Origin of the sequence: Acinetobacter sp. YH12219 (assembly GCF_013417875.1) — a bacterium.
GTDB lineage: Bacteria > Pseudomonadota > Gammaproteobacteria > Pseudomonadales > Moraxellaceae > Acinetobacter > Acinetobacter amyesii.
Genome location: NZ_VPDC01000009.1, coordinates 12,115 through 25,494, shown reverse-complemented (window position 1 = coordinate 25,494; position 13,380 = coordinate 12,115). Strand labels below are relative to the sequence as shown.

8 protein-coding genes are annotated in these 13,380 nt (G+C 40.5%); 4 read left to right on the top strand and 4 right to left on the bottom strand.

The window, feature by feature from the left end; all coding sequences use genetic code 11:
* Window positions 1-219 precede the first annotated feature (219 nt).
* The 4 genes from FTV04_RS06870 (at window position 220) to FTV04_RS06855 (ending at window position 6,903) form a co-directional block, all read left to right on the top strand.
* On the top strand, window positions 220-813 hold the full coding sequence (locus tag FTV04_RS06870) for a hypothetical protein (RefSeq protein WP_373683064.1): 594 nt from the start codon (window positions 220-222) through the stop codon (window positions 811-813).
* 46 nt (window positions 814-859) lie between these two features.
* On the top strand, window positions 860-1,963 hold the full coding sequence (locus tag FTV04_RS06865) for an efflux RND transporter periplasmic adaptor subunit (RefSeq protein WP_180089110.1): 1,104 nt from the start codon (window positions 860-862) through the stop codon (window positions 1,961-1,963).
* A gap of 23 nt (window positions 1,964-1,986) precedes the next feature.
* Window positions 1,987-5,091: an efflux RND transporter permease subunit gene (locus tag FTV04_RS06860; RefSeq protein WP_180089109.1), complete on the top strand. Its 3,105-nt coding sequence runs from the start codon at window positions 1,987-1,989 to the stop codon at window positions 5,089-5,091.
* Between the two features lie 96 nt (window positions 5,092-5,187).
* Window positions 5,188-6,903: a proline--tRNA ligase gene (locus tag FTV04_RS06855; protein ID WP_180089108.1), complete on the top strand. Its 1,716-nt coding sequence runs from the start codon at window positions 5,188-5,190 to the stop codon at window positions 6,901-6,903.
* A gap of 64 nt (window positions 6,904-6,967) precedes the next feature.
* On the opposite strand, the gene FTV04_RS06850 is transcribed toward FTV04_RS06855, so the two are convergent.
* From FTV04_RS06850 to FTV04_RS06835, 4 genes are read right to left on the bottom strand one after another with little or no spacing between them, the layout of a single operon-like run.
* A complete protein-coding gene (locus FTV04_RS06850; protein WP_180009837.1) occupies window positions 6,968-8,275 on the bottom strand; it encodes a hypothetical protein in 1,308 nt (435 codons plus the stop codon).
* 50 nt (window positions 8,276-8,325) lie between these two features.
* On the bottom strand, window positions 8,326-10,506 hold the full coding sequence (locus tag FTV04_RS06845; RefSeq protein WP_180089107.1) for a DUF6160 family protein: 2,181 nt from the start codon (window positions 10,504-10,506) through the stop codon (window positions 8,326-8,328).
* Window positions 10,507-10,536: 30 nt separating this feature from the next.
* Window positions 10,537-11,226, bottom strand: coding sequence for a hypothetical protein (locus tag FTV04_RS06840; protein WP_180089106.1), 690 nt, complete (start codon window positions 11,224-11,226; stop codon window positions 10,537-10,539).
* Window positions 11,227-11,236: 10 nt separating this feature from the next.
* Entirely contained in the window at window positions 11,237-13,294 is a 2,058-nt protein-coding gene (locus FTV04_RS06835; RefSeq protein ID WP_180089105.1) for a hypothetical protein, read from the bottom strand.
* Window positions 13,295-13,380: the final 86 nt, after the last annotated feature.

Here is a 13,380-nt window from a genome sequence, read left to right as displayed (position 1 = left end):
CAAGATTTCTTGTTTTTATTAACTGCTTCACACTTTCCGATGACCAACGATTTTTTTTTAACTTGGAATAGTATTTAATTGTCTTAATTAAGCATATTATAGCAAGATTATTACTTTAAAATAAGTAATTTAGTCAACTTTAAACTGGGGAGTACAAGGTTGAGTTCGTTTACAAAAAAAATTCACTTGATTGGCCTTAAACATTTCTCAAAAAAAGTCATTCTGACGACATGTTTACTGGCTTATACCCCGCTTTTATTTGCTGCACCAACCAATACGCAGCAACCACAAAAGGCGACTTGGTATCGTTACTATGACAGTAAAGGCATAGCAAACATCAGTACCAATGTGACACCAAATCACATCCGCTATGGTTATGAAGCACTTGATCAAAATATGCAAGTGATTAAACGTAACCGCCCCTACAATGCTGAAGCGGACGTTAGACAAGCTCCTCAGCGTGCTGCCCAAGCACGTCAGCAAGCTTCAGATATCAAACTTAAAAAAGCCTATACCAATAGCCGAACTGCGGCCATTAAAAAGCGTGATGCACTGACTGGTATACGTAAACAGATCGTGTTTGAACAAGAACAATTAAAACAATTACAAAATGATCGTGTATTATTTGTTCGCCAAGAACGTGAACATTTTCGAAAAGGTGAAACCGTTCCGGCAAAATTAAAAACAATGTTGGATAATAATCAAAAAAATATGGTAGCGAAAAAAGAATACATTCAATCGTTACAAACTCGCTATCGAAATACAGAAGCTGAATACGACAGAATTATTACGCGTTTAAAAGCGATGGAATAAACTTGTTATTCAATTGCTTTTGTAGACCGCTGATATAAGGACCATTATGCAATCTGCACAGCAATCATCCCCTTTTTTAAAGCTTAGCCTGCTTTGCATAAGCCTGACTTTGGCTGCATGTCAAAAAGAAGATCCGCAGCAAAGTGTAAAACCAGAAAATAAGATTGAATTGATTCAACAAGATCTGGTGACGATCGAACAAGGCAACGCCATTTCAAAAACAGCCTTTACAGGCACCATTCGGGCAGTCAATCAGAGCAGTATTCAAGCCCAAGTCACTGCGACTGCAACCAATGTGAATGCAGAGGTCGGACAACGTGTCAGCAAAGGCCAAGTGTTGGTGCATTTAAATAATCAAGACAACGCAGCACGTCTTGCTCAATCACAAGCGAACCTCGCATCCACACAAGCTCAAGCCAATCAAGCCAAACTGATGATGGAGCGCAAACAGCGCTTGCTAAATCAAGGCTTTATTTCCAAAGTAGAGTTTGAACAAAGTCGTGTCGATTACCAAGCTCAAATGGAAAATGTTCGCGCCCAACAAGCCAATGTCGATATTGCACGTAAAGCCAATCAAGACGGCACCATTTATAGCCCTATCCAAGGCGTGATTACCAAGCGTGATGTTGAACCGGGACAAACGGTTGCTGCCGGACAAACCCTTTTTGAAATCGTCAATCCAGACCAATTAGAAATTCAAGCCAAATTACCAAGTGATCAGCAAGCAGCGCTGAAAATTGGACAAAAGATTGAATATAACATCCAAGGCAATAGCAATTTACTCACAGCACAAATCAGTCGGATTTCACCAATTGCCGATCAGGCTAGTCGTCAAATTGAATTTTTTGCAGCCCCAAATGAAACCATTACATCATTAAGTATTGGTGCTTTTGTCGAAGGTTACATTTTAGGTACCGATAATATTTCAGGCCAAAAAATTCCACTCGATACCATTCAAAGTCTAAAAGACCAACCTTATGTCTGGGTCATTCGTCAAAATAAAATTGCCAAAGTGCCTGTACAAATTTTGAATCAGAATTATAGCAATAACACCGCGATTGTTCAGGGCTTACAAAATAGTGATCTGATCAGCCGAATTAAATTTAATGATTCAGATATCAAACAAGATGTAAGTATCAGCCAAAATTAAAAGAATAAGGCAGGACAGTTGTTATGTGGTTAACCCGAATTAGTGTGAAATATCCTGTTTTCACCATCATGATGATGTTCTGTCTGATGGTGCTAGGACTCGCTTCTTGGCAACGTATGGGCGTTGAGGAATTTCCTGATGTCGACTTCCCTTTTGTTGTGGTCTACACCAACTATCCAGGTGCTTCTCCTGAGTCTGTCGAATCTGAAATCACTAAGAAACTTGAAGATCAGATCAATACCATTTCTGGCCTCAAGCAAGTGATTTCACAGTCCAGTGAAGGTTTATCCACGGTCATTGTCGAATTTAATCTAGATGTCTCATCCTCGGTAGCTGCACAAGATATTCGAGATAAAATTGCACCAGTAACCGCACAATTTCGTGATGAAATTGATGACCCGATTGTAGAACGCTACGACCCTACTGCCAGTGCGATTATGTCGATTGTTTTTGAATCGAAGGACATGTCTTTACGTGATTTGAGTTCCTATCTGAATCAACGGATTGTGCCACAACTTAGAACAGTTCCTGGTGTCGGTACGGTCAATTTATTGGGCGATGCGCAGCGACAAATTCGAATACAAGTAAATCCACAAAAATTACAAAGTTTCGGGATTGGGATCGATCAAGTTATAAACACCTTAAAATCTGAAAATATTGAAGTTCCGGGAGGAACCTTAAAACAAAAGAATTCAGAATTGGTGGTCGAAATTAAATCTCGAGTTATTCACCCAAATTCTTTCGGAGATTTAGTGGTTGCCAATAAAAATGGCGCGCCGATTTATCTCAAACAAATTGCCGAGATAGAAGATAGCCAAGCCGAAATGGAGTCGAGTGCCTATCTGAATGGTAAAACAGCCGTTGCTGTCGACATTCTGCGAAGTTCGGACTCTAATGTGATTGAGGTGGTTGATAATACCCGTAAAACTTTAAGTAAAATTCAACAGCAATTACCACAAGGCACGACGGCAGAAATTGTGGTTGATTCATCTAAAGGTATTCGTGGCAGCATTAAAGATGTGGCACGTACCATTATTGAAGGTGCTGTACTTGCAGTCTTCATTGTTTTGCTATTTCTCGGTTCATTTCGTTCGACAGCTATTACAGGTTTAACCCTACCGATTTCGCTACTGGGCACCCTCACCTTTGTTTGGATTTTTGGTTTTACCATCAACATGATGACCCTACTGGCTCTCTCGCTGAGTATCGGTCTACTCATTGATGATGCCATTGTGGTTCGTGAAAATATTGTCCGCCATGCCGATATGGGCAAAGACCATGTCACCGCCGCACTCGACGGCACGAAAGAAATTGGTTTAGCTGTATTGGCCACGACCTTGACCATTGTCGCGGTATTTTTACCTGTGGCATTTATGGGCGGTATTATTGGGCGTTTCTTCTATCAATTTGGTGTAACCGTTAGTACCGCTGTACTGATTTCGATGTTTGTGAGTTTCACCCTTGACCCCATGTTGTCTGCTCACTGGGCAGAGCGCCAAGATCTAAATAAAAAGCCGGGTAAAATCAAACGTTTTTTTAACTGGATTTCGGGCAAGCTCGACAACCTAAGCCATCATTATGAAAAATTACTCAAGCTTGCTTTAAAATTTAGGCTCATTACCCTTTTAATCGCCGTTGCATCATTATTTGGTGCATTGGGCTTATCCAAACTGATCGGAACTGAATTTGTACCCGTACCAGACAAAGGTGAAATTCGGATCAAATTTGAAACACCCGTTGATGCAACCCTTGAATATTCACAGGCGAAGCTTAAGCAAGTCGATCGTATCATTCGCCAGCATCCAGAAGTCAAAGCCACTTATGGTGCAATTAATAGTGCCACTGATCGGGGTAAAAACCATGCTAGCATTCGTGTCACTGTTTCACCACGTACGGAGCGTAGTCAAACATTAACGGATCTCAACAATGAATTCCGTACCCGCTTAAAACATGTAGCAGGTATTACCATTACCTCGATTGCCTCAGCTGATGAAACAGTATCGGGCGGCCAAAAGCCGGTTATGATCTCGATTAAAGGACCAGACTTAGATGAGTTACAACGCATTTCTGACCGCTTCATGAAAGAAATTTCGAAAGTCGACGGTATTGTCGACTTAGAAAGCTCACTCAAAGAACCTAAACCGACCTTAGGTGTACATATCAATCGCGTTTTAGCCAGTGATTTAGGTTTATCCGTCAATCAAATCGCCAATGTATTACGCCCTCTTCTTGCGGGGGATAATGTAACAACGTGGAAGGATGATAAAGGCGAAACCTATGATGTAAATTTACGACTCACTGAAGATCAGCGTCGACTGCCAACAGACATTCAAAGCATGTACATCACATCACAAAAAACCGATGCCACAGGCTTACCTATCTTGGTTCCATTGGCAAGTGTGGCTAGCTTTGAAGAAACATTGGGTGCTTCACAAATTAACCGTCGTGATCTAGCACGTGAAGTGATGGTTGAAGCCAATACGGCAGGTCGTCCTGCGGGTGATATTGGTGCCGAAATCAATGAGATCGAGAAAAATTTCGACTTGCCACCGGGTTATAGTTTTGTCACGCAAGGTGCCAATAAAGATATGGCTGAATCTGCTGGTTATGCAATGACGGCAATTACCCTCTCTATTGTGTTTATTTATATTGTTTTGGGTTCACAATTTAATAGCTTCATTCACCCTGCAGCCATTATGGCGTCATTACCCCTATCATTGATTGGGGTGTTCTTGGCCCTATTCTTATTTAATTCAACCATGAACCTCTTTTCCATTATCGGGATTATTATGCTCATGGGTTTGGTAACTAAGAACGCAATTCTACTCATCGACTTTATTAAAAAAGCTATGGATCATGGTGTAGATCGTTATGACGCAATTATTGAAGCAGGTAAAACCCGTTTACGCCCCATTTTAATGACTACCAGCGCAATGGTGATGGGTATGGTTCCGCTTGCACTTGGTCTGGGTGAAGGCGGTGAACAAAGCGCGCCAATGGCACACGCTGTAATTGGCGGGGTGATTACCTCTACCCTACTGACACTCGTGGTAGTCCCAGTGATTTTTACTTATTTGGATGATTTCCGAAACTTCCTTGCACGTCAGGCAAAAAAAATCATGTCATAATGACAAAATCTAAAATGAGGTGACTTTGGAAAATGTTCACCTCATTTTTTATTGTATACTCTCCACTTTAACGCTTAATTTTTTAGGACAGTTTCCATGCGCGCGAGTCGCTTTTTATTTGCAACGTTAAGAGAAACCCCAAACGATGCTGAAGTTATTTCACATCAGCTGATGCTTCGTGCCGGGATGATTCGTAAATTGGCTTCAGGTTTATACACTTGGCTGCCGATGGGCGTTCGCGTATTAAATAAAGTTGAAGCGATTATCCGCGAAGAGATGGATCGTGCTGGTTCACTTCAAGTCCTGATGCCTGTCACTCAACCTGCATCTTTATGGGAAGAATCAGGTCGTTTCGTACAATATGGTCCAGAACTTTTACGTTTTAAAGACCGTCATAACAATGACTTTGTACTTGGCCCTACACATGAAGAAGTGATTACAGATCTTGCTCGCAATGAGTTGAAAAGCTATAAGCAATTGCCTGCAAACTTCTACCAAGTACAAACCAAATTCCGTGACGAAATCCGCCCTCGTTTTGGTGTGATGCGTTCACGTGAATTCATCATGAAAGATGCCTATTCTTTCCATGTTGACCAAGCCTCTTTACAAGAAACCTATGACAATATGTATGCAGCTTACTGCAAGATTTTCACGCGTTTAGGTTTAAATTTCCGTCCAGTTCAAGCGGATACAGGTTCAATTGGTGGTTCGGGTTCTCATGAATTCCACGTACTTGCTTCTAGCGGTGAAGATGACATCGCATTCTCTACAGAGTCAGATTATGCTGCTAACGTAGAAATGGCTGAAGCCGTACTAGTTGGTGAACGTGCTGCTCCGACTAAAGCACTTGAAATTATTGATACACCAAATCAAAAAACCATAGCTGATGTTTCTGAATTCCTTAAATCAAACCCTGCTCAATCTGTAAAAGCATTGTTGGTTCAAGGTGTTGCTGAAGAAGGTAAAGCTGCGCCAGTGGTTGCCTTATTCCTACGTGGCGACCATGAACTGAATGAAATTAAAGCTGAAAAACACCCATTAATTGCTGCTCCATTGGCCTTTGCAACTGAAGCACAATTGGCTGACTTAGGTTTAACGGCTGGTTTCTGTGGCCCTCAAGGCTTAACCGAAAAAGGCATTACAGTTATTGTTGACCGTGCAGCGTCTGTACTTTCAGACTTTGTTGCTGGTGCAAACCAAGTCGATAAACATGCTGTAGGTGTAAACTGGGAACGTGATGCACAATACACCGAAGTTTATGACCTTCGTAATGTTGTTGAAGGTGACCCTTCTCCAGACGGTCAAGGTACAATCTTGATTAAACGTGGTATCGAAGTTGGTCATATCTTCCAGTTGGGTCAAAAATACTCTGAAGCACTTGGCTGTAAAGTCTTAGGTGAAGACGGCAAACCTCTCGTTGTGACTATGGGTTGCTATGGTATTGGTGTAACCCGTGTTGTTGCTTCTGCAATTGAACAAAACTTCGATGACAAAGGGATTATTTGGCCGTCTGCAATTGCTCCTTTCGAAGTTGCTATTGTGCCAATGAATGCGCATAAATCACCGCGCACGTTAGAAGCAGCTGAAGCACTGTATGCAGAATTAACTGCTGCTGGTTATGATGTTCTTCTAGATGATCGTAATGAACGTCCAGGTGTTAAATTCTCTGATATCGAGTTAACAGGTATTCCACACCGTATCGTTATTGGTGAGAAAGGTTTGGATGCTGGTACATTTGAGTACAAAGGTCGCCGTGATGAAGAATCAAGCAACCTCAGTAAAGAAGACCTTTTAGCGAAAATTGCAAAATAATTTGCGCTAAATATAAAAAAATCCCGCTAAGTGCGGGATTTTTTTATATTAAATACTTTAAGCCTTAACAGAATTTCAGCCCGCCGAAGCAGTTAGAACGAAACTCCTGTCCAGAAAGTTTTAAATTGTTTAATGGGAAATCAATTAATGACGGGTTTTTAATTTCTTTAACATCTAAAGCCGAACCTGCAACACAACCAAAGATTAAATCTCCACAATTACGAACATTGGTACTTAAGTCATGGTTAATTCCAGCGATCGTTTGTTTCAACACTTCATCCGTAATCGCCACTTTATCTGAAGGTGTAATACTCCCCAAATCGACCTCATCTTCCATCGCCAACCACCAACCTCTTTCTGCTGCAACTGCAGCACCAGGCCAGAGTATTTTTTGAGCTTGTAAGGATAACGAAGCAGGGTTATTTAGATAAAGTGCATGGATCAAACCTAAACTTTGATTTACCGTAATATCGGTTTGTAGTCCAGTAAGATAGCCTGTTACGTCTTTATTCAAATTAATATTTAACCCAAGTAGAGAGATCTGAGCTTCTAATGGACCACTAAAATCTAGACGATCAACTGTACCTGTGCCTTTTAATACCGCAATATTATCCTTAATTCTATTCCCGCTCACGACAGTGGCTGGAATTGTAAAAGGTGCTGTGGTTGATTTTAAATTAAAGGAATAATTATCTGATTTGTAGTGAAGCGGTAGATCAACTTCAGCACCAAATAATGTCCCCTTAACTGCCCCTTCAATGTATTGCTGCGTAGAAGCATAGTCCATCACACGCTCGGCAGTTGTTGCAACACCCGCAGACGCTTTGGTTTTCATATACCCACTAAAGGTGTTGATACCATTGGGTGTATTACTATTTTCTGTACCTAATGTCATTAACCCAGAAATTTTTTCAGCGCTCAGACGAAAGCCCATCACTTCACGAGTTGCAGCTGATTTGGGATCTTTAATTGCAATTTCGATAAAAGGATTGGTCAACAAAGCAGAAGTTGCCGCACGTTCATCAGACGTATAATTGCTATTTACAGGCAATCCACTCAATGAAATATGATCGATATCAATATCACAAGCACCTGAGCCATTTGCACCACCACAACCCAATTGCAGCTTTTTAATATTGGCATTGAGCTCCATTTCAGCTTCTAAACCAAGCTTATAAAAGCCGACATTGGATTGGTCTACGGCTTGTCCACTCTCATCCACAGAATTATACCCCTGCGTATATTCCATGGAGAGTAATGCTTGACCATCAACTTTTGATAAGCTTTCATCATCTAAAGCCATCATTGCATGAGATAAGCTACTCATCGCAAATGTCGAGAAGATCAAACCTCTGATTAACTTCTTTTTCATAACAAATTCCCTGTTCGTTATTTTATTTATTTGTTATTGATTTAATATTATTAGCGTGGAGTAATCCCCATGGTGCTTCGCATTGTTCCACCGGTTAGGGCTATATCCGCCATCTTTTGCATATTGCCATTTGTTAACATCGATACTTCTGCACGAAACGCTTTAGACATATTATTGGTTGGATTGAATTTCACCTGATTATCAAACTCTACCGAATCTTGTTTCATTTTAATTCGAGCATCAAAACCTAGATCGCCCTGCATTTTATTAATATTGATACTTGAAGCTGAAACGACACCGCTGGCATTTACATCTTCATTCATCAAACTTAAATAGCTTCCCATAACTTTTTGATCTTTCTTTTCAGCATCTGTTAATGCTTTAAATTCAAAGCTTCCACGAAAAGATAAATAATTATTTTCTGCACTGTCATTTAGGCCCGGTACTATAAATAGCTCACCTTTACCATCAAGTTTAAACGCAATATTCGTCAACACATCATCACGTTTAGAGAAATTATCTAAAGGTACTGTAGTCCCACATTTGGCAGAAGCTGTAGTCGCACAGTTATAGGTTGAACCCGGAAGTTGACCAATCGCTAACTCGGCATTAGCTGCAATCAATAAATTATCTGCACGTACATAGATGCCATCATTTTCATAACCAATCACACCATCAGATTGAATAAGGGCATTGATGTTTCGTAAGCCTGCATAATAATTGACTTCTTGACCATTAATACCTTTTTTACCATCAATCAAAATAATGGAAGTTGTACTTGGTGTTCCTGTTTTTTTATCAACACCATAACCATCTGTGCTCATTACAAGGTTATAGCCAATACCTGATTTTTCAGCCGCATTTTTATAACTGTATTTTTTCTCTGATAATGCAACATTGGCATTCATATTATAAATCGGGATACCAATCCCCCAACTATTGTCATTACTTGCAATTGCAGCAATTGAGTTATCAGAAATAAATCGTGCGGTACGCGCGATGGACTGAAAATCCATACCACGAATCGCCACTAGTGCAAAATTTCCGCCCGCCGTTTGATTTGACAAGTTTTGGGTTAAAACATTATTGGTTAAACCTAATGTCGCTTTTAATTTCTCATTTACCAGAAAATCAAGGCTTTTTGCTTGAATGGTATTGATATAAATATCGCCAAAATCAATATAGGCATTTTTATCAGCGACTAAAGACGTTAAGTTAGAAAACTCAATGGCATAACTACCTATGCCCGTATGGCCAATTTCTAAGGTTGTCGGTGCTTGACCTGCAACAAGGCTAGGATCATCCTTTGAAGTGAAATCTGCGCGCACACCTAAATGTAAACCACCTGAGCCAACGGACTCATATCCTGAAGCTTTCGTTGCTAGACCAAAATCTTTAATTCCGTCTTGATTAGCATTTAAGGCAACTCGTGCATTGGTGACAGCACCCGATGCTCCCATACGAATTAAATTCCGCTGCGCACCACCATCAGTACCATAGCGTAGATCAATATTCACTCCAGGGTTTGTTGCATCACTACGTGAACTATGAACATCTGATGTATCTTTTACTCGTCCAAGGTTAATCGTATGGTCTTTGCTTCCCGTTGATTTTGTGGTGAGGACAATACCTTCATCTGCTGCGATATACATATAACCTGAACCCGCAAAGTTAAAGTTAAAATCCTTTAACGTTACGCTATGTCCATTCATCCCATGACTAATACTGGCATTTTGCAATTGAAATTCCATATAAGCCGCATCATTACGGTTAAATAGACCATTGCTGGTTTCAAGTAATACTTTTAAAGGTGAAGTTGTTGCAATCGTAAGCGAACCTAAGTTTTGCGCAGGCGTTTGGCACGTCGTACCTTGACAGAGCAGCATAATATTTTGTGCAACAGCCGTAAATGGGCTGACACTGGCTGCAATACGCATACCTACACCTGCATCCGTCATCCCCACATCAAAATCTAATTTTGATCTAATGGTACTTTGTCCAACGCCATCTATTTGTACATTGTGCAAACCCATTTTCATCTTATTTTGGTCGGTTGGGTCAACCCAATTTAATTGATCGACTTTGACTCTAGAAACTTCATGGGTAATCGAAATACCATCTTGGCCAGTAACTGCACCCAAGCTTTCGTCGGTCATTGCTTCAAAAGCATAGGTGTGTTGAGCAAGTAAAATACTGGTTGCGAGTGCCGTCAAAGTTGTTATTTTTTTCATCACTATATCCTTATATTCAGTCACAGCTGATTAACAGCGACCTGCACCATTTCCAGTGCAGTTAAAACTGAAGATGTTTAACTTTCCACTCATGTGCATGTTGCCATGCACATTAACACCCATAAATCCTTGTTCTGAACCACGATCAAAATCAGGCACAGCTAAAGTTGAAGTTGTTCCATCAGCTTTCTTTTCGGTATAGGTCGTATAAGTACTGGTATTCTCATAACCTTCCTTACCTGTCGTACCTGTTTCCACCGCCAACGTAGAAAAGCCTAAATTCCTGATTTTTAATGGCTTGTCATCATAAAATGTTAACTGCATAGCCGTTTGCGGATTACCTTCACGATTGATAATCGTCACACCATCTAGTGAAAATTGATCGATCTGTAACGTTCCTTGAAACTGTTTAAACACCAACCATTTCTTATTACCATTTGCATCCACATGATTATTGGGTGCAAGTGCTAAGCGACAAAACTCATTGGATGAACATTGATATCCATAAAAAGCTTGAGTCGTTTTACCATTCGCATCCATGATAGAAATGTTGTTTTTCGACATATCATTGGCGTATTGATGGTTTAATGAAAGCGTCCAACTCAAATCTGCTCCCCCTTGACCGGTTGCAGCAGTAAGTTCGCTATTATCCATCGACACTAAACCTGCATGAGTTTGTGTCAGTGCAGCACAAACAACAGCGCATAAAATTTTATACATGTAATTTCTCCTACAGCCCTGTTGTTCTTATTTTTAAGTGCTGAATCAAGACGCCATCTATGGCAACAGATCCTAAGTTCGTGCTTTGTCCATTGACACCTTTAAAAACTACACCTGTCGCAGTATCCGTACTTTTTGCATTCAACAGATTACCAGGCAAGCGCTCTACTGTACCGATCGCAATGCTACTGTGTGTTGCATTACGTCCTTGATATAGTGCTGTCGCATCTGAAGAGTTTGCTTTTAACTCCGTGCCACAACTATAGACGTTACAGGTTGATCCTTTAAAGTCTGCAGCAGTTAAGCCTGATGTACCTGTGGTATTGCCAGCGATATCTGTATAGTAGGTATAAATTTTACTGTAAATTGAAGGCACGTTAGGAATACGTGTTACTTCCAAAATAATATTTCGACCTTCCGACCCCACAATAAAGGGCTGATACATATTTCCTAAAACTAAATTGATGTTTGGGCTATATAAGTATAGACCTTCCGTTTCATGGAAGATCGGAGCGACAGACCGATCCATAGCTGGTGTCGCTGCAGTACCATCATCCAATTCAGAGCGTGCAGCTGTACTAATACGTATGCCACGTGCATCCAAATCACTATCATTAATACTGAGTGATTCAGCACGATCGTTGGTGTTAATACGAATTAGACTGGCTAAACCCAAGGTTTGGTTGTAATTGGTATTGGTTGATTTTAGGGTTTGAAAAATTCGAACTTGTGAACCATTGAAGCTCAAACCATTCGCAACAATTTGAGTACGTAAACGATAGTCTTTATCCAAGCCACTGGTCGGCGCACCGGTAATCGCATCAACAACATTGCTTGAATTCAAAGACCGTGAAAATACATCCATCCACAAACCAAGTTTGATGTTATTGGATGCATCATCTGCTGCAATTTTTTTTAATGGTGCCTCAATCGCTAAGTAACCAACATTCCCCTTATTATCTTTCGCAAATTGTTCAACATCTTGATTTCCTGCATGAAAAAGCCACGGGTTTTCTGCTGTACCCCAATTAAACCCTTGGTCTGTATAGCGCGTCGCTAATGAACTTTTTCCATTTTTGTCTTTGCTATTGGATAATGCTAAACCATAAATAAAAACATCTGCTTTCGATCTGAGGCTCGATACGGTTGCAGTAGATGCAATTTGTTTGGCTGTAATCTCAGCATTTTTTTTCACCGTTGCTAATGCTGCATCGCTTGCCTTTTGAGCTTCAAGCTTGGCATAGTCAGTTGCCAACTGATTGAGGGTTTCTGCCGCTTTGGCATTTAACTGAGCATCTTTTGTTGTATCAATAATATTTGAACGTGTAATTTTTCCTGAGACATAATTTTTATAAAAAGTCGAAGAGGTCGGTAAGTTACCCGTACTATTACTTCCGTATAGTAACTCAATCATCTCATACGTATTTTGCAGTGCATATTCTTTAGATTTATTATCCTGACCTGCTGTCAACGTATTCTTTGTTGTTCCATCAGTTTCTAAGCCCGAAATAATAGTACCATCTTTATAATCTGCATAACGCTGATTGTAATATGCCTGCATCGTTGGCGATTCAAGATAAGACTGTACTAATCGGCCACGATATTCTGTTGAATATGTTGCGATGGTTTCATTGGTTATACGTGTAGCATTATTGGTCTCATAGGTGCTTTTTGAACTTGTAAAAGTTGAGTCATAAACACCGTTATAGCCTGTAACTCGGCCTTGCTGATAGGCATCAACATAGGCTGCTTTGTAGATTTTATCGTAAGCGCGCTGCCCTAATTGTTCATAGTTTTCACCAGTAGGAATAATCCGAATAAAACCTGTATCGTTTTTCCCTGGATCAACCATACCAGACGCATAACTAGAAGCCGTAGAACGGTCATTTGGCCCTTGAAAGACCATTTTGAAATTTTCTAAAGTGAGTGCAACACCTTCACCTGTTGTGGCTGAAAGTGCTTCATCTGATAAATCTTGAAGCGCATAAACAGTTGGTGCAGCAAACATGCTGACTGCGGCTGCTAAGCAACTCTGGCGGAATAACTTAGCCTGGGTGAATTGAGTCATCTCGACCTTCCTTTTATCAGATGCTCTGCATCTCTCTTATATTTATTCCTGAGAACTGGCTTTGATGTTATTGTCCATTTATTCCT

What these genes read in the sequence shown, in the direction of transcription:
- FTV04_RS06850 (WP_180009837.1), bottom strand. Translation starts at nt 8,275, where the DNA reads ATGAAAAAGAAGTTAATCAGAGGTTTGATCTTCTCGACATTTGCGATG.
- FTV04_RS06865 (WP_180089110.1), top strand. Translation starts at nt 860, where the DNA reads ATGCAATCTGCACAGCAATCATCCCCTTTTTTAAAGCTTAGCCTGCTT.
- FTV04_RS06860 (WP_180089109.1), top strand. Translation starts at nt 1,987, where the DNA reads ATGTGGTTAACCCGAATTAGTGTGAAATATCCTGTTTTCACCATCATG.
- FTV04_RS06840 (WP_180089106.1), bottom strand. Translation starts at nt 11,226, where the DNA reads ATGTATAAAATTTTATGCGCTGTTGTTTGTGCTGCACTGACACAAACT.
- FTV04_RS06835 (WP_180089105.1), bottom strand. Translation starts at nt 13,294, where the DNA reads ATGACTCAATTCACCCAGGCTAAGTTATTCCGCCAGAGTTGCTTAGCA.
- FTV04_RS06855 (WP_180089108.1), top strand. Translation starts at nt 5,188, where the DNA reads ATGCGCGCGAGTCGCTTTTTATTTGCAACGTTAAGAGAAACCCCAAAC.
- FTV04_RS06845 (WP_180089107.1), bottom strand. Translation starts at nt 10,506, where the DNA reads ATGAAAAAAATAACAACTTTGACGGCACTCGCAACCAGTATTTTACTT.